The organism is Hydrocarboniphaga sp. (assembly GCF_965279055.1).
Lineage (GTDB): Bacteria > Pseudomonadota > Gammaproteobacteria > Nevskiales > Nevskiaceae > Hydrocarboniphaga.
In genome coordinates, this window is the sequence record NZ_OZ257125.1 from 1,383,023 (window position 1) to 1,406,325 (window position 23,303).

The 23,303-nt window shown below is 65.9% G+C and carries 17 protein-coding genes; 13 read left to right on the forward strand and 4 right to left on the reverse strand.

What is annotated here, in order from left to right:
• Positions 1-101: 101 nt before the first annotated feature.
• From ACQZF9_RS06365 to ACQZF9_RS06390, 6 genes are all read left to right on the forward strand, one after another.
• Positions 102-1,796, forward strand: a complete 1,695-nt coding sequence (locus tag ACQZF9_RS06365; RefSeq protein WP_428312415.1) for a DUF1800 domain-containing protein — start codon at positions 102-104, stop codon at positions 1,794-1,796.
• Between the two features lie 19 nt (positions 1,797-1,815).
• Positions 1,816-3,183, forward strand: a complete 1,368-nt coding sequence (locus ACQZF9_RS06370; protein ID WP_428312416.1) for a DUF1501 domain-containing protein — start codon at positions 1,816-1,818, stop codon at positions 3,181-3,183.
• 207 nt (positions 3,184-3,390) lie between these two features.
• Positions 3,391-5,070, forward strand: coding sequence for a DUF1800 domain-containing protein (locus ACQZF9_RS06375; RefSeq protein WP_428312417.1), 1,680 nt, complete (start codon positions 3,391-3,393; stop codon positions 5,068-5,070).
• Positions 5,071-5,086: 16 nt separating this feature from the next.
• Positions 5,087-6,460, forward strand: coding sequence for a DUF1501 domain-containing protein (locus ACQZF9_RS06380; RefSeq protein ID WP_428312418.1), 1,374 nt, complete (start codon positions 5,087-5,089; stop codon positions 6,458-6,460).
• A 138-nt stretch (positions 6,461-6,598) separates the two neighbouring features.
• On the forward strand, positions 6,599-8,398 hold the full coding sequence (locus tag ACQZF9_RS06385; protein WP_428312419.1) for a DUF1800 domain-containing protein: 1,800 nt from the start codon (positions 6,599-6,601) through the stop codon (positions 8,396-8,398).
• A 14-nt stretch (positions 8,399-8,412) separates the two neighbouring features.
• Positions 8,413-9,789, forward strand: a complete 1,377-nt coding sequence (locus tag ACQZF9_RS06390) for a DUF1501 domain-containing protein (RefSeq protein WP_428312420.1) — start codon at positions 8,413-8,415, stop codon at positions 9,787-9,789.
• 57 nt (positions 9,790-9,846) lie between these two features.
• On the opposite strand, the gene ACQZF9_RS06395 is transcribed toward ACQZF9_RS06390, so the two are convergent.
• Positions 9,847-11,052: a DcaP family trimeric outer membrane transporter gene (locus ACQZF9_RS06395; RefSeq protein WP_428312421.1), complete on the reverse strand. Its 1,206-nt coding sequence runs from the start codon at positions 11,050-11,052 to the stop codon at positions 9,847-9,849.
• Positions 11,053-11,217: 165 nt separating this feature from the next.
• Here ACQZF9_RS06395 and ACQZF9_RS06400 point away from each other — a divergent pair, with 165 nt between their 5' ends.
• Positions 11,218-11,916 (forward strand): response regulator, encoded by a 699-nt coding sequence (locus tag ACQZF9_RS06400; protein WP_428312422.1) that lies wholly within the window; start codon positions 11,218-11,220, stop codon positions 11,914-11,916.
• Between the two features lie 83 nt (positions 11,917-11,999).
• On the opposite strand, the gene ACQZF9_RS06405 is transcribed toward ACQZF9_RS06400, so the two are convergent.
• On the reverse strand, positions 12,000-15,500 hold the full coding sequence (locus ACQZF9_RS06405) for a NahK/ErcS family hybrid sensor histidine kinase/response regulator (RefSeq protein ID WP_428312423.1): 3,501 nt from the start codon (positions 15,498-15,500) through the stop codon (positions 12,000-12,002).
• Between the two features lie 148 nt (positions 15,501-15,648).
• Here ACQZF9_RS06405 and ACQZF9_RS06410 point away from each other — a divergent pair, with 148 nt between their 5' ends.
• The 3 genes from ACQZF9_RS06410 (at position 15,649) to acs (ending at position 19,739) form a co-directional block, all read left to right on the forward strand.
• Positions 15,649-16,011 carry a DUF485 domain-containing protein gene (locus tag ACQZF9_RS06410; protein ID WP_428312424.1) on the forward strand — a complete coding sequence of 121 codons (363 nt, stop codon included), beginning with the start codon at positions 15,649-15,651 and terminating at the stop codon, positions 16,009-16,011.
• On the forward strand, positions 16,008-17,669 hold the full coding sequence (locus tag ACQZF9_RS06415) for a cation acetate symporter (protein ID WP_428312425.1): 1,662 nt from the start codon (positions 16,008-16,010) through the stop codon (positions 17,667-17,669). The genes ACQZF9_RS06410 and ACQZF9_RS06415 overlap by 4 nt, the downstream gene beginning before the upstream one ends.
• 102 nt (positions 17,670-17,771) lie before the next feature.
• A complete protein-coding gene (gene acs, locus ACQZF9_RS06420) occupies positions 17,772-19,739 on the forward strand; it encodes an acetate--CoA ligase (RefSeq protein WP_428312426.1) in 1,968 nt (655 codons plus the stop codon).
• A gap of 82 nt (positions 19,740-19,821) precedes the next feature.
• On the opposite strand, the gene ACQZF9_RS06425 is transcribed toward acs, so the two are convergent.
• A complete protein-coding gene (locus ACQZF9_RS06425) occupies positions 19,822-20,442 on the reverse strand; it encodes a LysE family translocator (protein WP_428312427.1) in 621 nt (206 codons plus the stop codon).
• The gene (locus ACQZF9_RS06430; protein WP_428312428.1) at positions 20,439-20,999 is read right to left on the reverse strand and encodes a GNAT family N-acetyltransferase; all 561 of its coding nucleotides are present in this window, start codon (positions 20,997-20,999) and stop codon (positions 20,439-20,441) included. The genes ACQZF9_RS06425 and ACQZF9_RS06430 overlap by 4 nt, the downstream gene beginning before the upstream one ends.
• Positions 21,000-21,078: 79 nt before the next feature.
• Here ACQZF9_RS06430 and ACQZF9_RS06435 point away from each other — a divergent pair, with 79 nt between their 5' ends.
• Genes ACQZF9_RS06435 through ACQZF9_RS06445 form a run of 3 tightly spaced genes read left to right on the forward strand, consistent with a single transcriptional unit; the run spans position 21,079 to position 23,291 of the window.
• On the forward strand, positions 21,079-21,717 hold the full coding sequence (locus ACQZF9_RS06435) for an RNA polymerase sigma factor (RefSeq protein WP_428312429.1): 639 nt from the start codon (positions 21,079-21,081) through the stop codon (positions 21,715-21,717).
• Positions 21,714-22,268, forward strand: coding sequence for a hypothetical protein (locus ACQZF9_RS06440; protein WP_428312430.1), 555 nt, complete (start codon positions 21,714-21,716; stop codon positions 22,266-22,268). Before ACQZF9_RS06435 ends, ACQZF9_RS06440 begins: the two co-directional genes overlap by 4 nt.
• Positions 22,269-22,313: 45 nt before the next feature.
• Entirely contained in the window at positions 22,314-23,291 is a 978-nt protein-coding gene (locus ACQZF9_RS06445) for a DUF4097 family beta strand repeat-containing protein (protein ID WP_428312431.1), read from the forward strand.
• Positions 23,292-23,303 lie beyond the last annotated feature (12 nt).

Here is a 23,303-nt window from a genome sequence, read left to right on the forward strand (position 1 = left end):
GCGTCGTCCGGCCGCGATATCACCATGCTAGGGACTCGGCATCGGGCCGCGTTCGCAGCAACTTGCCGCCGTCTTTCGGCGCAACACTATTGGGGTAAGTCGTGGAGAAGTTTCAGCGTGGCGCCGACGCCGGGGATCGCGTTGGCCTGAAGTCCGGCTGGCGCAGCGCGCTGCCGGCGATCATGGTGGCACTGCTGGCCGCCTGCGGCGGTGGTTCGGATGACGGGGCACCGGACGACGGCGGCGATCCGACGTCGCCCGCCGGCATCGGTGCGGTCGAGGCGGCGCGGCTGCTGACCCAGGCCAGCTACGGTCCGACCTCGGCCGAAATCACTCGCGTCTCGGCGATGAGCGCGGCGGCCTATGTCGACGAGCAGCTGGCCAAGCCGGCGAGTTCGCACCTGAGCGAATGCCGCAATGCCAAGAACAGCGACGGCGCCATCGACAAGAATTCGCGCACTGACACCTGGTGGAAGCTGTCGCTGACAGCGCCCGACCAGCTGCGTCAGCGGCTTGCGCTGGCGCTGTCCGAGATCTTCGTGGTGTCGGACGTCGGCAATGGTCTGGGCGATGCGCACGAAGGCCTCTGCTACTACTACGACCTCCTCGCCAAGGACGCTTTCGGCAACTACCGCAAGCTGCTCGAGGACGTGACCCTGTCGCCGGAGATGGGGCGCTACCTGTCGATGCTCGGCAACCGCAAGCCGGACCCCAGCGTCGGCCGCCGCGCTGACGAGAACTTCGGCCGCGAGGTGATGCAGCTGTTCTCGCTGGGCTTGAACGAAGTCGACGGCGACGGCACGCCGCTGCTCGACGTCGCCGGCAATCCGATTCCGACCTATAACCAGGACGACATCGAGAACATGGCGCGCGCCTTTACCGGCTGGACCTGGGGCGGTTCGTCCAGCTTTTTCAGCGGCCCGCAGAACTGGCTGGCGCCGATGAAGGCTTTCGACAGCGAGCACGACCAGAACGCGAAGACCCTGGTCGGTGGTATCTCCGCACGGGCCGGCAACACCGCCGCGGCCGACCTGGCGCTGGCGCTGGACGCGCTGTACCAGAACCAGAACGTCGGGCCGTTCATCGCCCGGCAGCTGATCCAGAAGCTGGTCACCAGCAATCCGTCCGCGGCCTATGTCGGCCGCGTCGCCGCGGTGTTCGACAACGACGGCAAGGGCGTGCGCGGCAATCTCGGCGCGGTGGTTCGCGCGCTGCTGCTCGACAACGAGGCGCGCCGCGGCACTGCGGTGAATCCGCAGTTCGGCAAGGTGCGAGAGCCGCTGCTGCGGCAGACGCATCTGTGGCGTGCGCTCGATGCGAAAGCCGCAGTCAGCGGGCGCTACAGCTATCGCGGAGCGGCCTCCGAACTCGGCCAGTTGCCGCTGTCCGCGCTAAGCGTTTTCAATTTCTTCAGCCCGGGCTACATGCCGCAGGGCGAGCTGCGCGAAGAAGGGCTGGTCACGCCGGAATACCAGCTGTCCAACGAGTCCAGCGTGCCGGCCGCGGCGAACCGGCTCTACACCGCGATCTATACCGACTACGTCGGACGCAGCGGGCTGTCCAACGACGTCATCCGCGTCGATCTGACGGCGCTGAAAGCCAAGGCCGGCGACGTGCAGCAGCTGATCGATACCTTGAACCTGCTGCTGATGTCCGGCCAGATGGACGCCGATTTCAAGGCCGCGTTGAAGGATCACCTTACCGCGATACCGACCAGCAGCGACGGCGGTCTGGCGCGCGTGCAGGACGCGGTGTATCTGGTGATGGCCTCGCCGCAGTACCTCATTCAACGCTGATCGGCGGGAGCAAAAGACGATGAACAACTGGTCCCGACGCGAACTGCTGCGCAACGGCCTGGCGGCCGCCGCCGGCCTGGCGACGCCGCGCAGCATGATGGGCCTGCTCGGCGGCGCGATGGCAAGCACGGCCAACGCCGCGTTCTCCGATTACAAGGCGCTGGTCTGCGTGTTTCTGTACGGTGGCAACGACGGCTACAACGTGCTGGTGCCGCGCGACAACTCGCGCTACGGCGTCTACGCCGCCAGCCGCGGCAACCTGGCGACCGCGCAGTCCGATCTGCTGACCCTCAATGCCGGTCTCGGCGAGGTGCTCAGCGGCCGCATGTACGGCGTGCATCCGGCGATGCCGGAAATCCAGTCGCTGTACAACAGCGGCCGCCTCGCGTTCCTGGCCAACGTCGGCACCCTGCTGCAGCCGACGACCAAGGACGACGTGCTGATGAAGCGCTCGCTGCCGCCGCGGCTGTATTCGCACAACGACCAGCAGGATTCCTGGCTGTCGAACCAGCCGGATGCGAGCCCGCGCCTGGGCTGGGGCGGCCGTCTGGCCGACCTGCTGACGACGGCCAACACGAATACACGGCTGTCGATGAACATCTCGGTCGCCGGCAACAACCTGTTCCAGTTCGGCAAGGACACGGTGCCGTATTCGATCAGCAGCAGCGGCGTGCGCAAGTTCAGCGCTCACTCCGGCACGCGCGGCGACGCCCGCACCGCGACGTTCCGCAAGCTGCTCGAGCAGGCCAAGACCAAGGGCATCTACGAGCGTTACGGCGCGCAGCTCAGCGAACGCGCGATCGACATCGGCGCCGACGTCGACGCGGCCTTGTCCGGCGTCGCCGATTTCACCACCGAGTTCCCCGGCTCCAGCCTCGCTGCGCAGCTGAAGATGGTGGCGAAGATGATCGCTGCGCGCAGCGAGCTGGGCATGTCGCGCCAGGTGTTCTTCGTATCATTGGGCGGCTTCGACACGCACGACGATCAGCTGACGACGCAGCCGGCGCTGCTGACGCAGGTGTCGCAGGCGTTTGGCGCTTTCGACAGCGTGCTGGCGGAGATCGGCGTGCGCAACATGGTGACCACGTTCACCACCTCGGATTTCGGTCGCACCCTGACCAGCAACGGCGACGGCAGCGATCACGCCTGGGGCAACGTGCACTGGATGTCCGGCGGCGCGGTCAAAGGCGGCTCGGTCTACGGCACTTTCCCGGACCAGACGCTGGACGGTGACGACGACGCCGGCCAGGGCCGCCTGATCCCGACCACCAGTGTCGAGCAATACGGCGCGACGATGCTGAAGTGGTTCGGCGCCAGCGAGACGCAGATCGCGACGATCTTCCCGCACCTGAGTCGTTTCCCGGTCAGCGATCTGGGCTTTTTGTAGACCAGGCCCGCTCGGCGACCCGATTCGGCGCGTCATTTGCATTACCCTGCGCCGGAGGCCAGGAGGGTCTCCTCAGGTGTCAGCGCGGCTTGAAGCCACCGACACCGCGACATCGCGACTGGGCAGGGAAACGTGGCGGCATCGGTTCGGATTCAACGGAACGCAGTTCAACTATTCCGCTGGGTCCTGGTCGCCAGCCTGATCCAGTTGTCAGCCTGCGGCGGCTCCGGATCCGATGACGACGACAGCGTCATCGGCATCGATCCGAAGACCTCGAGCGCGGCAAAGGCCGGTGCCGGCACGGCCGTGGCAGGCAGCGATACCGCCGCTGCCGCGCCGGCGACGGTCGTCGCCGGTATCGGTGAGCGCGAGGCGGCGCGGCTGCTGACTCAGGCGACGTTCGGCCCCAGCCTTGCCGAGATCGAGCGCGTCGCCGCGATGAGCGCGGCGGCTTATGTGGACGAGCAAATTGCCACGGCACCGACCTCTCATCTGGCACGCTGCCGCGCGCTGAAGAATGCCGACGGTGCCGTCGACAAGAATTCGCGCACCGACACCTGGTGGGAGTTGTCGCTGACCGCGCCGGACCAGCTGCGCCAGCGCGTCGCGTTCGCGCTGTCAGAAATCATGGTGGTCTCCGACCGCAACGACAGCGTCGGCACCGCTTATGAAGGCCTCTGCTACTACTACGACATTCTGTTGAATCACGCCTTCGGCAATTATCGCGAGCTGCTCGAGGACGTCACGCTGTCGCCGGAGATGGGCCGCTATCTGTCGATGCTCGGCAATCGCAAGCCCGACGCCACCATCGGTCGCCGCGCCGACGAGAACTTCGGCCGCGAAGTGATGCAGCTGTTCTCGCTGGGGCTGTCGAAGCTCAACCCCGACGGCTCGCTGATGCTCGACGCGGACGGCAAGCCGATCGACGTGTATCGCCAGGCCGACATCGAGAACATGGCTAGAATTTTCACGGGCTGGACCTGGGGCGGGTCAACGCGCTTTTTCGGCGGCACGACCAACTGGCTTTCCGCCATGACGCCGTTCGACAGCGAACACGACAGCGGCGCCAAGACGCTGGTCGGCAATGTCGCCGTTGCGGCCGGCGGCACCGCGCGCAGCGACCTGGCGATCGCGCTCGACACCTTGTACCAGCATCCGAACGTCGGGCCTTTCATCGGCCGTCAACTGATACAGAGGCTCGTCACCAGCAATCCGTCGCGGGCTTATGTCGGCCGCGTCGCCGCGGCATTCAATGACGACGGTCATGGCGTGCGGGGCAATCTCGGAGCGGTGATCCGCGCCATTTTGCTCGATGAGGAGGCTCGTCGCGGCGTCGCCGAGAACCCCAATTTCGGCAAGGTGCGCGAGCCCCTGCTGCGGCAGACGCATCTGTGGCGCGCCCTGGATGCGCAGCCTTCGATCAACGGTCGTTACAGCTATCGTGCTGCCACCGTAGAACTCGGCCAGTCGCCGCTGTCGGCGCCCAGCGTGTTCAATTTCTTTTCGCCCGGCTATTCGCCGCAAGGCGGCCTGCGCAGTGCGGGTCTGGTAACGCCCGAATACCAGCTCGCCAACGAGTCCAGTGTGCCGACGGCGGCGAACCGACTCTACACCGCGCTGTTCTACGACTACGTCGGGAACTCGGAGATTTCCGCCGATGCGATCCGCGTCGATCTGTCGGCGCTGATCAGCCAGGCCGGCGACGTCGATACGCTGCTCGACGTGCTCGATCTGCTGCTGATGTCGGGCCAGATGGATGCCGATGTCAGGGCCACGCTGAAGACGCACCTGGCCGCGGTTGCTGTCGATGCCGACGATGGCCGCGCCCGCGTGCAGCGCGCGGTCTACCTGCTGATGGCCTCGCCGCAATATCTGGTTCAACGGTAACGGACGTACGATCGAGATGACACTCTGGTCCCGACGCGAACTACTGCGCAACGGCATGGCCGCGGCTGCCGGCCTGGCCACGCCTCGCAGCATGATGGGCCTGCTCGGTGGCGCAATGGCGAGCACCGCGAATGCCGCGTACACCGACTACAAGGCGCTGGTCTGCATTTTTCTCAATGGCGGAAACGACGGCTACAACGTGTTGGTACCGCGCGATACGTCGCGCTATCGGATTTACGAGGCGAGCCGCGGCAATCTGGCGACGCCGCATGAGGATCTGCTGTGGTTGCGGCCGTCGCTGCGCGAGTTGCTGACCACCAACCAGTTCGGCCTGCATCCGGCTGTGCCGGAGCTGGCCTCGTTGTACAACCGCAACCGGCTCGCGTTCATCGCCAACGTCGGCACCTTGCTGGCACCGACGTCCAAGGCCGACGTGCTGATGCAGCGCAACCTTCCGCCGCGTTTGTTCTCGCACAACGACCAGCAGGATTCGTGGGTGTCCAGCGAACCCGATGCGAGCCCGCGCGTTGGCTGGGCCGGGCGCCTGGCCGATCTGCTGGCTTCGGCCAACGTGAATCGGCAGCTGCCGATGAATATTTCGATCGCCGGCAACAATCTGTTGCAGCTGGGCGAAAATACCGTGCCGTATTCACTCGCCAGCAGCGGCGTTCGCCGCTTCATTGCCGATGCCGGCGACGGCGGCGCCGAGATCGCGGCGAGCTACCGCCAGTTGCTGGAAGCGGCCGTCAGCAAAAGTATCTACGAGCGCTACGGCGCGACGCTGACGCGGCGCGCGATCGATCTCGGCGCCGGCATCGCCGACGCCTTGGATAAGGTCCCGGCTTTCGACACGGTTTTTCCTGACAGCAACCTGGCCGCGCAGTTGCAGATGGTCGCCAAGACCATCGCGGCGCGGCAGGCCTTGTCGATGTCGCGGCAGGTTTTCTACGTGTCGATCGGAGGCTTCGATACGCATGACAACCAGCTGACGGTACAGCCTGCGCTACTGGCGCAGCTGTCTCAGGCGATGGGAGCCTTTGACGACGTGCTGTGCGAGCTGCGTATGCGCGACGCGGTGACCACGTTTACCGTTTCGGATTTTGGCCGCACGCTGACCAGCAACGGCGACGGCACCGACCATGCCTGGGGCAACGTGCATTGGGTAATGGGCGGCGCCGTCAACGGCGGCGCGGTCTACGGCAGCTTTCCTGACCAGACTCTCGACGGCAACGACGATCTCGGCAGCGGCCGCCTGATTCCGACTACCAGCGTGGAGCAGTACGGCGCGACGATGCTGAGGTGGTTCGGTGCCAGCGACACGCAGATCGCCACGATTTTCCCGCATTTGTCGCGCTTCGACAGCCGCGATCTGGGCTTCATGAAGGCCTAGGGCTGCCCAGGCTTCTGGCACCGTCGAAGCAAGCGAGTTTTGTAGTCGATGTGGGCAGACGCCCTAATGGTCGGTAGTATCCGTGCAAGGGGATGCGGCAGCGATGCAGCTGGCCTTGCCGCATCAAGGAGGGGGACGATGCAGATGTTCGACAAGGCCAGCGGCCTGCCTGCTTGTGCGCGGGCTGTACGCCCCGCGTTGCTGGCGGTAGTCGTGCTACTGCTTTCTGCATGTGGAGGCGGCAATCCGGCCCCGGACAGCCCGGTCGCCGAGGCTCCAACACCGCAGATCCCGGTGCCTTCAGTCCCAGTTCCCGATGTTCCCGTTCCAGAAGTCCCGACTCCCGAGATTCCGGCTCCGGATGTACCGGTCCCCGATGTGCCCGTCCCGGAAGAACCGGCACCCACCGGCATGGGGCCGACTGAGGCGGCGCGGTTGCTATCTCAATCGACTTTCGGGCCGACCTACTCTGAGATCCAGCGACTCGCTGCGATGAGCACGCCGGCCTATGTCGACGAACAACTCGCGTTGCCGCCAAGCCTGCACCTTCCAGAGTGCCGGCTCGACAGCGAGGCGCTGGGCATGGTCAAGCAGCACTCGAGGCTCTATAGCTGGTGGAAGCTGTCGTTGACCGCGCCTGATCAGCTTCGTCAAAGAGTGGCGCTTGCCTTGTCCGAGATCATGGTCGTGTCGGACATCAGTGGCATTGTCGACGCCAGCCAGGAAGGTCTTTGCCAGTACTACGACCTTCTGATCGAAAACGCTTTTGGAAACTACCGCCCATTGATCGAGAAAGTTGCACTAACACCACAGATGGGTCGTTATCTGTCGATGTTTCGCAACCGCAAGCCCAACCCGGTCCTGGGCCGCCGTGCAGACGAAAATTTTGCACGCGAGGTGATGCAGTTGTTTTCGATCGGAACCGTGCTGCTGAATCCCGACGCGACGACGACACTGGACGGCGCAGGTAAGCCGATCGACAGCTATACGCAGGAAGATATCCAGAATTTGGCACGCGTTTTTACAGGGTGGAGCTGGGCTGGAAGCAGTTTCGGCAACAGCGAACCGGCCTGGCTTGTGCCCATGCAGGCATTCGATGAGGAACACGACACCGATTCCAAAGTGCTGGTCGGCGGGGTCAATGTTCCTGCCGGCGGCACGGCCGCTGGCGATATGGCGATCGCCTTGGATACGCTGTTCCAGCACCCCAACCTGGCGCCGTTCATTAGCCGGCAGCTGATACAAAAATTAGTGACCAGCAATCCCTCCGCGGACTATGTGCGCCGCATCGCCGCTGTTTTTGGCAACAATGGTAGTGGCGTACGGGGCGATCTCGGTGCGGTGGTGCGGGCTATCCTACTGGACGACGAGGCGCGCCGCGGCCTGTCCGTCAACCCGAATTTCGGCAAGGTTCGCGAGCCCTTGCTACGGCAATCGCATCTGTGGCGCGCGCTGGAAGCAAAGCCGGCGTTGAACGGGCGTTATAGCTACAGCAATGCGCTGGCGGATCTGGGCCAGCAGCCGCTTTCATCGCCCAGCGTGTTCAATTTCTTCAGTCCGGGCTACGCGCCGCAGGGCGAAATTCTCAGCGGCGGACTGGTCGCGCCGGAGTTTCAACTTGCCGACGAATCGCGTGTGACGGGCCTGAACAATCGGCTCTATCAATCGATCTATGTCGACTTCGCCGGCAACAAGGCGATCGCCCGGTCCGCGATTCGCGTCGACCTGTCGGCGCTGATGGACTTGGCCGCCGATGTGCCAGCGTTGATCGATCGTCTGGATCTGCTGTTGATGTCCGGACAGATGAGTGGCAACTTCAGGACGATACTCAGCGACCACCTGCAGACGATCTCCGTCTCCGACGATGCAGGATGTGCGCGGGTGCAGGACGCCGTGTACCTGGTGATGTCGTCGCCGCAATACGCCGTCCAACACTAAGCCAGGAGCAGACGATGACGATACTTCGCTCGCGGCGCGAATTGTTGCGCGACGGCCTGGCCGCTGCGGCGGGTTTGTCGACCCGTCGCGGCATGCTAGGCCTGCTGGGCGGCGCAATGGCCGGCACCGCAGGCGCCGCTTTCAGCGACTACAAGGCACTGGTCTGCGTGTTCCTCTACGGTGGCAATGATGGTTACAACGTATTGGTTCCCAACGACGACGAACGCTATCCGATCTATGCGGCGACCCGTGGAACGATTGCCCTGTCCCGGGATACGCTGCTACCTCTGCAGACCTCGCCAGCCGGCGCGACGCCGGGCAGTCTCTACGGCCTGCCCCCCTCGATGCCCGAAATCCAGCGGCTTTTCGATCAGGGGCGGCTCGCCTTCATTGCCAATGTCGGGACTTTGCTTGCTCCGACGACGAAGGCGGATTTCCTCGCCAAGCGGGACTTGCCGCCACGACTGTTTTCGCACAACGATCAGCAGGAGAGCTGGCAGGCGAGCCAGCCGGATGTCACGCGACGCTTGGGCTGGAGCGGACGACTGGCCGATCTGATGAGCTCGGCCAACAGCAATCTGCGGCTGCCGATGAATCTGTCGATTGCAGGCAACAATCTGCTGCAGGTCGGGCAGACCAGCCGGTCTTATTCGCTCGGCGCCGCCGGTGTGCTGCCTTTGCGATCCGATTCGGGACCGGGCGGCATGGAACGAGCCACTGCCGCGCGTGCCTTGATGGAAGCATCGCGTGCCGGCGGCCTGTTCGAGCGCTTTGGTGGCGAACTGGCGGAGCGCACCGTGGACCTGGGTGCCGAGATCGGGGCGGCGCTAAGTGGTGTCGGTGAACTAAAAACGGCATTCCCTGAAAGCAGCCTGGCGAGCCAGCTCAAAGTGGTCGCGAAACTGATCGCGGCCCGCAAGACGCTTTCGATGTCGCGTCAGGTGTTTTTCGTTTCGGCCGGCAGTTTCGATACCCATATTGGCCAGCCGGCCAGGCAGGCGGCGCTGCTGACGCAGGTTTCACAGGCACTCGGAGCGTTCGATGCCGCGCTTTCCGAACTCGGGGTGCGCGACTCGGTGACCAGTTTCACCGCATCAGATTTTGGCCGTACGCTGACCAGCAATGGCGACGGGACGGATCACGCCTGGGGCAATGTGCACTGGGTGACCGGCGGCGCAGTCAAGGGCGGTGCAGTCTATGGCCAGTTCCCCGACCTGACGCTGGACGGCGTCGACGATCTGGGCGAGGGCCGACTGATCCCGACCACGAGCGTCGAGCAGTACGGCGCGACGATGCTGAAATGGTTCGGTGCGGGTACGGTTCAGATCGGTACAATTTTCCCGCATCTTTCGCGCTTCGCCGTCAACGATCTCGGTTTTCTGAATGGCTGAAAGGCCTGAAGTAAAGAAATCGCGGACGAGACAGGGGTCTTGCCGCGATCAAAACGCTCAGAACGAATATTTCGCCGAGAACTGCAGACGCATCAGATCGCCCTTGTCGCTGCTGACGGTTTCGCGCTGCGCGTAGCGCAGCTCGGCGCCGACGGTGAGCTTGGTCACCGGCGAATACAGCAGGTTGACGAATGCGCTTTTGACTTTCTCGGTGGCGCCGGCTGCGAGCTGGTCGCTGTCGGCGTTCGAGCTCAGGTACGACACGCCGATGCTGGAGCGGGTCTTCACGTCCCAGGGATGGCGCAGCGCGACGTAGCCGCTGAAGATGCGCACCGGGTCGAGCTTGCCGTCGCTGTCGATCACCGCGTCTCCGATCGTGTTCAAAGCGAGATAGCGGCCGATGCCGTCGCCGCCGTTGAGCATGAAGCGGATGTCGTTGCCGCCGGCGCCCAGCGGCATCTTGCCGGAGACGCTGGCGCCGTAGCCGATCGCCTTGTCCGACACGCCGCCGACCTGGCCCTTGTCGACCAGCTCGCGCGCCAGCGCGGCGATGGTGAAATCACCGGCGCTGGATTTGAGGTTGTAGCGCGCGACGAAGTCCGGCAGCAGGTTGGCATCGTCGGTGTTCGCATAGCTCGGGCCGCCGCCGTTGGTGGCGACCGTGCTCTCCGGGTTTTCGATCGCGAACACGAAGTTGCCGGCGGTGTAGCGGATCATCGGCTGGCGCTCGAACACCGTGCCGTCGGTGGGGAAGGCGATGAAGTCCAGCACTTCCGGAATCGCGCCCATGTTCTGGAACGTGCTCCAGTCCTGGCCGAGCAGCCAGTTGTCGAAGGTGATGTAGGCGCGACGCAGGCCCGGGTTGTAGGCATTGGTCACCGACTCGTTGCCGCTGCCCTGGGCGACGATGAAATCCATCTCCAGGTAGCCGCCGAGCTTGTGGCCTTCCACTGCGGTGTCGGCTTTCAGGAACAGCCGCGTTTCCTTGGCGTGAAAATCCAGGTAGGTGTGCGAGTCGTCGTCGGCCGCGCCGGTGGCGACCGGAATCTGGTTCGGAATGTAGGTATCGCGGCCGGTGCCCTGTACGACCGGGCCGTCGCTGAAATGGCTGTACAGCGTGTCGAGCTTGATGTAGCCGCCCCAGGTCAAAGTGACGTCGCCGATCTCGGCGGCCTGTGCGGCGGGCGCAGCGGCGCCGACGATCGTTGCAGCGGCAACGCACAGCAGGCTGCGGCGCAGCGGGGCACGCATGACAGTTTTCATCGTTCTCTCCTCGTCGTTTTTGGCGGCCTTGTTGCGCTGATCCGCTGGCCGTCTCGAAGCGCAGCATGGGCAGCGCGGCAGCGCGCGGCCATTCGCCGAAAGTCGATATGCGACCAAAGTCGCATGCGGCTGGCGGCGCGCGGGTGCTTGCACTAGGCTCGCCGCGTGAACGCCCCACTAGTCCTGCTCGCCGACGATCACCCGCTGTTCCGCGCCGCGCTGCGCGAGACCCTGGCCAAGCTGCTGCCGGGCGTGCGCGTGGTCGAGTCTTCCGGTGTTGCCGAACTGCAGGCAGCGGTGCAGGCCAACAGCGAGGCCGACCTGTTGCTGCTGGATTTGCGCATGCCGGGCTCGCAGGGTTTTTCGACGCTGATCGAATTGCGCGCCCAGTATCCGGCGCTGCCGATCGCGATCGTGTCGGCCGAAGAAGATCCGGGCGTGATCCGTCGTGCGCTGGACTTCGGCGCCAGCGCTTTCATCCCCAAGTCATCGAGCACCGAGCAGATCGCCGAAGGCCTGCGCGCGGTGCTCGCCGGCAACACCTGGGTGCCGGCGGAAATGCTGCTCGGTGAATCCGCGGCCGACGTCGACGCCGAGCTCGCCGCCCGCGTCGCCAGCCTGACGCCGCAGCAATTTCGCGTGTTGACGCTGCTCGCTGATGGTCGTCTGAACAAGCAGATCGGCGCCGAGCTGGAGATATCGGAAGCAACGATCAAGGCCCATGTCACCGTGATCCTGCGCAAGCTCGGCCTGTCACGCCGCACCCAGGCCGCAGTGCTGGCGCAGCGCCTGCTCAGCGCCGACAGCGGGCGGCTGGCGCCGCCGCCGGAAGTCGCAGCGAGCGAAGACCTCGACGCCGAATAGCGGCAGTAGGAGCGGACCCTGTCCGCGACTGCGAAATCACCGGACGATGTGCGCTTGATGGCACAGTCGCGGACAGTCCGCTCCTACAGGTCGGCGTTCTGGCTCAGTAGCCGCGTCATCAGCGCGCGCAGCGCTGCCGGCTTCACCGGCTTGGGCAGCAGCGACAGCCCGTGACCCTGCGCATCCAGCCGCGCCTGTGGCGTGTGGTCGGCGGTCAGCACGATGCCGGGAATGTCGCGGCCGCAGCGCTCGCGCAGACCGCGCGCCACCTGCACGCCGTTGAGTTCACCGTCGAGGTGATAGTCGAGCAGCAGCAGATCCGGCGTGGCCTGTTGCAGGCCCTGATACGCGGCGTTGTCGTCGGCGGCGACGATCACTTCGCAGCCCCAGCTCAGCAGCAGCGCCTGCATCGCGTCGAGCACCGCGGGCTCGTTTTCCAGGCAAAGCACGCGCGCGCCGGCGAGCGAGCCGCGCAGCGGCGCACGCACTTCGCTGCCGCGCTGCATCGAACGCTGCCCCAGCGGCACGGTCACCGAAAACACGCTGCCATGACCGACACGAGAGCGCAGCTGCAGCGGATGTTTCAGGATCCCGGTGACGCGCTCGACGATCGCCAGACCCAGACCCATGCCGCGTTCACCGCGCGCGTCCTGCGCACTGAGCCGGCGGAATTCCTGGAAGATCTCCTGCTGCTGATGCTCGGCGATGCCGGCGCCGCTGTCCCAGACCTCGATGCGCAGCTGGCCGCCGCGCAGCCGCCGGCAGCCGAGCAGCACCTTGCCGCTGGCGGTGTAGCGCACTGCGTTCGACAGCAGGTTCTGCAGCACGCGGCGCAGCAGCTGCGGATCGCTCTCGACGATCGCGCGCGAACGCCGCCAGCGGAATTGCAGTCCGGCGCGCACCGCCAGCGCCGCGGTTTCCGCCGCCAGGGGTTCGAGCAGATCGTTGATCGCGAAATGCTCGCGGCGTATCGCCTGTGCGCGGCCGTCCAGACGCGAGATGTCGAGCAGGCCCGACAGCAGGCCCTCGGCCGCGCTCAGCGAGCTCTCGGCCTGGCTCAGCAATGCCGCCGCGGACTCGGGCAATGCGTCGCGCGCGATCGCCGCGGTGAACAGGCGCGCCGCATTCAGCGGCTGCACCAGATCGTGCGAGGCCGAGGCCAGAAAGCGCGTCTTTGCGTGATCGGCCTGTTCGGCGGCGCGCTTGGCAGCGGCGAGTTCGGCGTTCAGCGCGGTCAGCTCGCGGGTGCGTTCGGCGACGCGGGACTCCAGCGTCTCGTTGACTTCGCGCAGCGCGTCGGCGCCGCGCTTGTAGCCGGTGACGTCGGAATAGCTGGTGACGAAGCCGCCGCCGGGCATCGGGTTGCCGCGGATTTCGACGGTGCTGCCGTCGGGCAATGCGCGCTGATGCGTGTAAGCGTGGCCCTCGCGCATGTGCTGCAGTCGCCGCGTCACTGCGGCCTCGGCGTCGGCCTCGGCACCGAGCAGCCCGCGCGCGAGGTTGTGGCGCAGCAGCTCCTCGATCGGCCGGCCGATCGCGACCAGGCCGGGCGGATAGTCGAAGATGTCGATGTAGCGCTGGTTCCACGCGACCAGCTGCAGATCCTTGTCGACCACCGACACGCCCTGCGACAGATGCTCCAGCGTCGCCAGCAGCAGCTCGCGATTGAACTGGATCACGTGCGAGGTTTCGTCGAGCAGACGCACCACGTCCTCGAGCTGCATGTCGCGGCCGCGCAGGGTCGAAGCCAGCACCAGGCGCGCCGACGAGCTGCCGACCGCGGACGCCAGCAGATGCTCGACGTAGCGCGCCTGCGCCGGCTCGGCGCGATCGCCGGGCTTGCTGCTGCGGCCGCTGCGCGCGGCGTAGTCGTGCATCAGCTTGAGGGCGCGCTCGGCGCCGAAGAAGCGTTCCAGCAGCGCCTGAAGATCACCGACCGTTGCCGAACTGCGCAGCGGCACCGGCGGCAGGCTCGGCGCGTCGCGGCTGTCTTCGAGAAAGCGCGACACCTGCAGGCGCTCGCGCAGGCCGGAGCCCGACGACAGCGACACCGCGACATAGGCCAGCAGATGCAGCGCCAGGCTCAGCAAAGTGCCGTGCGTGATCAGGTCGAGGCCGTCGATGCCGAACAGGGCGTTCGGCCGCAGCCAGGCAATGCCCAGCGGCCCTTGCTGCAGCAGGCCGGACTCAACGCCGGACGAGCCGAGCATCGTCGGCAGCAGCAGCACGTAGCACCAGCTCAGAAAGCCGATCGACAGGCCCGCCACCGCGCCGGCATAGGTCGCGCGACGCCAGTACAGGCCGCCGATCAGCGCCGGCAGAAAATGCAGTACCGCCGAAAACGACAGCAGACCGATCGAGGCCAGCGAGCCCGGGCCGGTGAACAGCCGGTAGTACAGGTAGGCGAGCATCACCAGCCCGGCGATGCACAGCCGGCGGATGGTTTTCAGCAGGCTCGACAGATCGCCGCGTTCGGCCAGGCCCAGCCGCGGCCAGCGCAGCAGCAGCGGCATCACCACCTCGTTGCAGATCATCGTCGACAGCGCGATCGTCGCGACGATGACCATGCTGGTCGCCGCCGAGAATCCGCCGAGATAGGCGACCAGTGCCAGCGCGGTGTGCCCTTCGTTCAAGGGCAGCGACAGTACGAAGCTGTCGGCCGGCGTGCCCGCCGGCAAGCGCAGCACGCCGGCGGCCATGATCGGCAGCACGAACAGGCTGATCAGCGCCAGATAGCCCGGAAACAGCCAGCGCGCGGTGCGCAGATCGGCGGGCGCGGTGTTCTCGACCACGGTGACATGAAACTGCCGTGGCAGACACAGCGCGGCGGCTGCGGCGAGCAAGGTCTGGGTGACGAAGCCAAGCTGCCATTCCGGCTGCGTCAGCGGCTGCGCTACCTGGGGCAGCGCCAGCGCCTGGGTGTACGCATCGCCGATGCCGTCGAACAGGCCGAAGCAGACGAACAGCCCGACCGCGACGAAAGCCAGCAGCTTGCACATCGACTCGAAGGCGATCGCCAGCATCATGCCGTGATGGTTTTCGGTGGACACCACGTGGCGCGTGCCGAACAGGATCGCGAACGTCGCCAGCAGGATCGAGATGAACAGCGCATTGTCGTCGGCGCGTTCGCCGCGCGCCGGTCCGACCAGCACTTCGAAGCTGAAGGCCACCGCCTTGATCTGCAACGCGATGTACGGCAGCACGCCGAACACCGCGATCAGCGCGACCATCATCGCCAGCTTCTGGTGGCGGCCGTAACGCGCGCCGATAAAGTCGGCGATCGAGGTGATGTTGTGGCGCTTGCTGATCGCCACCAGCCGCGCGATCAGGCCGTTGCCGAACACGAACACCAGCGCGGGCCCCAGATAGATCGGCAGAAAATCCCAGCCGCTGATCGCGGCGCGGCCGACCGCGCCGTAGAACGTCCACGAGGTGCAGTACACGCCCAGCGCCAGGCTGTAGATCCAGCGTTTGCGCACCGGGCTGCCGAGCCGGCGCGCGCGCCGGTCGCCCCAGAACGCGAGGCCGAACAGAAGGCCGACATAGGTGGCCGACACCAGAAAGAGAATGCTGCTGGACAGCAAGGCTCAGGCTCCCGCAAACAGGCGCCGCAGCTTAACCGCAAGCAGTGCGGCCGCGCCGGCCTTAGACCAAGGTCGGATGGTGAGCAGGCGGGGGCACTTCTATGCTGCGGCCACTGCTGCACATAACGATAAGCACGAGGAGAGCACCATGACATCCGCTGCCGCCAGCGTCGCCCCCGGCACGCTCACGCCCGAAGAGGTCGCCGCGCTGGCGCCCGATATCCGCCGTATCTACCAGAGCCCGGCTTTCGCGCGCCTGCGTGCGCGCCGCGGCAGCCTGGCACTGAAGCTGAGCATCGCAATGTGCGTGATCTACTACGGTTTCATCCTGATGATCGCGTTCGCACCGCAGGTGCTGGCGATCAGGATCGACGAGGTGATCACGGTCGGCATCCCGCTGGGCCTGGGCGTGATCCTGTCGGCGATCGTGCTGACCGGCATCTACGTCAGCCGCGCCAATCGCGAATTCGACCAGCTCAGCGCCGATGCGCTGAAGGCGGCGCAGTCATGATCCGCGCGATACGCAGGCTCGCCGCCGGCACCGCCGCGCTGGGCTTCAGCGCGCCGGTATTCGCGGCCGCGCTCGAAGGGCAGGCGACCAAGCAGCCGCTCAACGTCACCGCAATCATCATGTTCTTCGCGTTCGTCGCCGCGACGCTGGGCATCACCTACTGGGCGGCCAAGCGCACGCGCTCGCGTTCGGACTTCTACACCGCCGGCGGCGGCATCACCGGCTTCCAGAACGGCCTGGCGATTGCCGGCGACTACATGTCGGCGGCCTCGTTCCTGGGTATTTCGGCGCTGGTGTTCGGCTCCGGTTTCGACGGTCTGATCTACTCGATCGGATTCCTGGTCGGCTGGCCGGTGATCATGTTCATGATCGCGGAGCGCCTGCGCAACCTGGGCAAGTTCACCTTCGCCGACGTCGCCAGTTATCGCCTGCAGCAGAAGCCGATACGCCTGCTCGCGGCCGCCGGCACGCTGGTCACGGTGGCCTTCTACCTGATCGCGCAGATGGTCGGCGCCGGCCAGTTGATCAAGCTGCTGTTCGGCCTGGACTACAACGTCGCCGTCGTCATCGTCGGCGTGCTGATGATCGTCTACGTCACCTTCGGCGGCATGCTCGCGACCACCTGGGTGCAGATCATCAAGGCCGTGCTGTTGCTCGGCGGCGCCAGCTTCATGGCGTTCATGGTGATGAAGAACATGGGCTTCTCGATCGACAAGCTGTTCAGCAGCGCGGTCGCGGTGCACAAGGACGGCCAGGGCATCATGGCGCCGGGCAAGTTCGTCAAGGACCCGGTGTCCGCGGTGTCGCTGGGCATCGCGCTGATGTTCGGCACCGCCGGCCTGCCGCATATTTTGATGCGTTTCTTCACGGTCAAGAACTCGGTCGAGGCGCGCAAGAGCGTGCTGTATGCGACCGGCTTCATCGGCTATTTCTACATCCTGACCTTCATCATCGGCTTCGGCGCGATCGTGCTGATCGGCACCAACACCTTCTACCTCGACGGCGCCGGTCTGCGCGGTGGCAGCAACATGGCGGCGATCCATCTGGCGCACGCGGTCGGCGGCGACATGTTCCTTGGCTTCATCTCCGCAGTGGCCTTTGCGACGATCCTCGCCGTGGTCGCCGGCCTGACCCTGTCGGGTGCGGCGGCAGTGTCGCACGACGTGTATGCCAACGTGTTCAAGGGTGGCAAGGCCAACGAGAAGGACGAGATCCGCGTGTCCAAGATCGCGACGGTCGGCCTCGGCATCCTCGCGATCGGTCTGGGCATCGCGTTCGAAAAACAGAACGTCGCCTTCATGGTCGGCCTGGCTTTCGCGGTTGCCGCCAGCGCCAACTTCCCGGTGCTGCTGCTGTCGATGATGTGGAAAGGCCTGACCACGCGCGGCGCGGTGCTGGGCGGCGGGCTCGGCCTGCTGTCGGCGGTGAGCCTGACCGTGCTGAGCCCGGCGGTGTGGGTGAAAGTGCTGGGATTCCCGGAGGCGATTTTCCCCTACGACGCGCCGGCGATCTTCTCGATGCCGATCGCCTTCATCGGCTGCTGGCTGGGCTCGATCACCGATTCCAGCCGCAACGCCGTCAATGAAGCGGCGCGTTACACCGAGCAGCTGGTGCGCGCGGAAACCGGTTATGGCGCGAGCACCGCGTCCAGCCACTAAGCCCGTTGTGAACAGCGCGCCGGGTGTGGACGATTCAGCACGATCGTCCATACTCGGCGCGTGCGGATGTAATCGATACCCATATCAAGAAGAGCCAAAGCCATGAGCGAGCCACAAGCCAAACTGCAGTCGGTGCTGGATGAACAGCGCCTGTTTCCGCCCTCCGCCGAATTCGTCGCCAAAGCGCGCATCAACGCGGCGCAGCTCGAAAAGCTGCGCGTCGAAGCGGCGGCCGATCCTGTGGGTTTCTGGGCCGATCTGGCGAGAAAGCACATCAGCTGGCAGACGCCGTTCACGATCGCGCTCGACGACAGCAAGGCGCCGAACTACGCCTGGTTCACCGACGGCCGCACCAATGCCTCGGCCAACTGTCTGGACCGCCATCTCGGCGCCAGCGGCGACAAGCCGGCGATCCGTTTCGAAGGCGAGGGCGGCGACGTCAAGGTCTGGACCTACAGGCAGCTGCATGCCGAAGTCTGCAGGCTCGCCAATGGCCTGAAGTCGCTCGGCGTGGTGAAGGGCGATCGCGTGGTGATCTACATGCCGCATACCGCGGAAGCGGTGATCGCGATGCAGGCCTGCGCGCGTATCGGCGCGATTCACTCGGTGGTGTTCGGTGGATTCTCGGCATCGTCGCTGCGCGATCGCATCGAAGACGCCGGTGCCAAGCTGCTGATCACCGCCGACGGCGGCCGCCGCGGCGGCAACATCGTCGAGCTGAAGAAAGCCGCGGACGAAGCGCTCGCCGGCGGCTGCAAGAGCATCGAGCACGTGATCGTGTTCAAGCGCACCGATCACAAGGTGGAGTGGAACGCCAAGCTCGATTTGTGGTGGCACGAGCTGCTGGAGAAGCAGTCCGCGCACTGCGATCCGGAATGGGTCGAGGCCGAGCATCCGCTGTTCCTGCTCTATACCTCGGGCTCGACCGGCAAGCCCAAGGGCATCCAGCATTCCACCGGCGGCTATCTGGTCAACGCCGCCGTCAGCGCGCAATGGGTGTTCGATCTTCAGGCCGGCGACGTGTTCTGGTGCACCGCCGACATCGGCTGGATCACCGGGCACAGCTATGTGACTTATGGTCCGCTCGCCAACGGCGCGACGATCCTGATTTACGAAGGCGCGCCGACGGTGCCGGACGCGGGGCGGTTCTGGAAGATCATCCAGGATCACAAGGTGACGATTTTCTACACCGCGCCGACCGCGATCCGCGCGCTGATGCGGCTCGGCGACGAGTGGCCCGAGAAATACGATCTGTCGTCGCTGCGCCTGCTCGGCAGCGTCGGCGAGCCGATCAATCCGGAAGCCTGGATGTGGTATCACCGCGTCGTCGGCAAAGAGAGGCTGCCGATCGTCGACACCTGGTGGCAGACCGAAACCGGCGCGATCATGATGAGCCCGATTCCGGGCGCGACCGCGACCAAGCCGGGCTCGTGCACGCAGCCCTTGCCGGGCATTTTCGTCGAGGTCGTCGACGAGAGCGGCAACAAGGTCGAGGGCAACAATGTCGGCGGCTATCTGGTGATCACCAAGCCCTGGCCGTCGATGCTGCGCACGATCTGGAACGACAACGATCGTTACATCAAGACCTATTGGGAACAGTTCGGCAATCAGTACTACGTCGCCGGCGACAGCACGCATCGCGATCAGGACGGCTATTACTGGATTCTGGGTCGTACCGATGACGTGCTGAACGTCAGCGGCCACCGGCTCGGCACGATGGAAGTCGAGTCGGCGCTGGTCAGCCATCCTCGCGTCGCCGAAGCCGCCGTCGTCGGCAGGCCGCACGAAGTCAAAGGCGAGGCGGTGTTCGCCTTCGTCATCGTCCGCGGCAAGCGGCCCGAAGGCGCCGAGGCGATCGCACTGGCGAAAGAACTGCGCGAGCACGTGTCCAAGCAGATCGGCGCGATCGCCAAGCCCGACGACATCCGCTTCGCCGACAACCTGCCGAAGACCCGCAGCGGCAAGATCATGCGCCGCCTGCTGCGCTCGATCGCCAAGGGCGAGGAGATCACCTCGGACATTTCGACGCTGGAGAATCCGGGGATCGTGGCGCAGTTGCAGGGAAAATAGTTTCTGCGGGGTTCCAGTCGCGGACAGGGTCCGCTCCTACAAGTGTGGCTCGTGTAGGAGCGGACCCTGTCCGCGACCTGTTTCAGCGCGCCAGCAAACTCAGCAGCCCCAGCGCAATCAGCAGCACGCCCATGCCGCGATCGATCCAGTGCGCCTGGCTCATCAGCCGGCGACGCACGGCCGGATGCCCCAGCGACCAGGCGGCCAGGCTGAACCAGGCGGCGGTGGTCAGCAGAATCCATGCGCCGAGAGCCAAGCGCAGCGACACCGGCGTCGCCGTCGTCACCAGCGCCGAGCACAGCGCCAGGAAATACAGCATCGCCTTGGCGTTGAGCAGATTGGTTGCCGCGCCGATCGCGAAGCTGCGGCTCGCCGGCAACGCCGGTGCTTCGGGCGCGTCTTGCTTCAGCGGCTGCGGTTGCGCGCGCAGCGCGTTGACGCCCATGTACAGCAGAAACGCGGCGCCGCCGTAACGCAGCACGTCGAGCAGCACCGGCACGCGCTCGATCACCCAGCCCAGCCCGAACAGCGCCCAGCCGACATGAAAGCTCAGCGCGCTGGCGATACCGAGTGCGGTGTAGATGCCGGCACGGCGACCGTAGGCCAGCGTCTGACGCGTGACCATCGCGAAGTCCGGGCCCGGCGACATCACCGCCAGCAGATGCGTGCCCGCGGCGGTCAGCAGCAAGGTGGTGCTGTTCATGGCGCTGCGCTGCGATTCGAGCCCGGCCAGGGGCCGTCGGGCTGGCCCGGGTCGTCGATGAGCTTGGTCTCCTCGCGATAGACCGTCATGCCGCGCGCCTGGTAGTTCGGCAGCGCCGCGGTGCCGTCGAGCGTGCAGGTGTGTACCCAGACGCGTCGCGGCGCGTCCATTTCCCAGGCGTGCCGGATCGCCTCGGACAACAGCCAGCCGCCGAGGCCCTGGCCGATGAATTCCGGCAGCAGGCCGAAGTAGGCGATCTCCACGTCCTGCTGCTGGCGCTCCAGCTCGACATAGCCGGCCGGCGTGCCGCGGACGCTGAGCAGCCAGGTGTGCACGCCGGGCCGCTCCAGATACTCGCGCCACTGCGTCTGCGTCCAGCCGAGGCGGTCGCGCCAGTACCAGTCGCCGCCGACCGCGGTGTAGAGAAAGCGGCTGAACGCCGGGCAAGGCACTTCGGCGCGGCGCAGCTGCACGTCGGCGACGCGCGGCGGCGGCGCGGCGCGCAGCTCGTCCGGCGAGCGCATCTGCAGGTAGGTGATCGTGACCGGGGTCGTCATGGCGGCATGGCGGCGAATCGGGCGATCATTCTAAGGCGGCTTAAACCTTCGGCGTGGCTGGCGCATCAGAGGCTCGATGATGTCCGCAATCGCCCACAACCTACCGACTCACAGCCCGGAGACCGCGTCCTTGGTGTCTCAGCAGGCGGTCCTGACGACGAGCGACCCGGCGGCGGCCGACGCCGACGATCTGCGCCTGGCCAGGGCCGCGGCGGCCGGCGATGCGCACGCCTTCGAGCAGCTGTATCGGCGCCATGTGAGCCGCATTCGCGGCCTGTGCTGGCGCCTGGTCAACGGCGACGACAAGCGCGCCGACCAGGCCACGCAGGACGCCTTCGTCCGCGCCTGGGAAAAGCTCGGCTCGTTCCGCGGCGACAGCCAGTTCTCGACCTGGCTGCACCGGCTGACGGTGAACCTGGTGCTCGGCGAATACCGGCTGATGAAGCGCTGGGTCACGTTCGAGGACGTCGCCGAAGCGGCCGGCGACGAAGGCGATGGCGTGCCGGTGGACGAGCATCCGCAGCAGCAGACCGCGGACCGCATGGATCTGGAAAAAGCGCTGGCGAAGCTGCCGCCGGGCGCGCGCAGCGTGTTGCTGCTGCACGACGTCGAGGGTTACCAGCACGACGAAATTTCGGAGTTGACCGGCATCGCGGTCGGCACCTCCAAGGCGCAGCTGCACCGCGCCCGCAAGCTGATGAGAGGTTTTCTGCAATGAACGATATCCACGACAACGAGCACGAGCACGAGCTGCCGCCGATCGCCGGCCTCAAAGGCCTGAGCATGGAGCGCGCGCCCGAGCACGATCTGTGGCCGGCGATCCAGGCGCGGATCCAGACGCAGGCGCAGACCCAGCGCGTGCAGCGCCTGCCGCCGCCGCGTCGCCGCTGGGTGCCGCTGGCCGCCGCCGCGAGCGTCACCGCGCTGATCGCCGGCCTGATCGTCGTGCGCCAGTTGCAGACGCCGCCGCCTGGAGCGCCGACCACGGTCGCAGCGGTGTCCGGGCAGCCGGCCACGACGTCGCCGCAGCTCGCCCAGGCCGACGACGGCTTGCACACGGTGGCGATGCGCGCAGCTTCGCGCGACGAAATGCAGGGTGCCAATCGCGCGCTGATCAAGGCCAACCTGAAGATCGTCAAAAGCGCCGAAAGCCAGTTGCGCCAGGCGCTGGCGGCCGATCCCAACGATGCCTATCTGCAGAACCTGCTGCTCAGCACGCAGAGCCAGAAACAACATTTGAGCGGTCTGCTCGACCGCCAGCTTATTTGAGTTATTGATTTGAGTTATCGAGGCCCGAGAGGGCAGGAGCTGCACATGAAGACCCCGATCAGACCCTTGATCACCGCCGCACTGCTGGCTTTCGGCAGTGTCGCGGCGCAGGCCGCTGCGCCGGTCGCGCCGCCGTCGCCGCCATCACCTCCGTCGCCGCCGTCGCAGCACGACTGGCACAGCCGCGGCGGTGACGACTATGACGACGCCGCCAGCACCATCGACGAGCGTCGTCCGCTGAAGGCCGATGCGAAAGTGCGCATCTCCAATGTCGCCGGCTCGGTGCAGGTTTCGGCCTGGGACAAGAACGAGGCCTACGTCACCGGCGAACTCGGGCATGGCGCGGAGAAGCTCGACATCAGCGGCAGCGACGGCAACCTCGAAATCGTGGTGAAAACACCGAAGAACTCGCGCAATGTCAGCGGCACCGACCTGCGCGTGATGCTGCCGGCCAATGCCGTACTCACTATCGACGCGGTCAGCGCCGACGTGATCGTGCAGGGCATCAAGGGCAAGGTGGTCGCGGCGACGGTGTCGGGCGAGCTGACCCTGAGCCTGGCCTCGGACGAAGTCGAGGCGCGCACCGTCAGCGGGGACGTGGTGCTGAAATCGCCGACCAAGGTCTGCAGCATCAACACCATCAGCGGCGACGTGCGTGTCACCGGACCCAGCGGCAGGCTCAAGCTGGAGACCGTCTCCGGCGACGCCGAGCTGGTCGGCGGCACGTTCAGCGACTTGAGCCTGAAGTCGATCTCCGGCGACTACAACGTCGAGGCCGCGCTGACCGGCGACGGCCGGCTGACCGGCGAAACCCTGTCCGGCGAAATGCGCGTGCGGCTGCCGCAGGCGACCTCGGCGCTGGTGAGCCTGCACACCTTCAGCGGTGAAGTGCGCAGCGCCTTCGGCGGCGGCAGCGCCTCCGACGAGGAGCGCCGCGAACGCAAGGAATTCAAGATCGGCGACGGCCGCGCACGGGTCGACCTGTCGAGCTTTTCCGGGGATATTCGCCTGGAAAAGCGTTAGTTTTGGCTAACC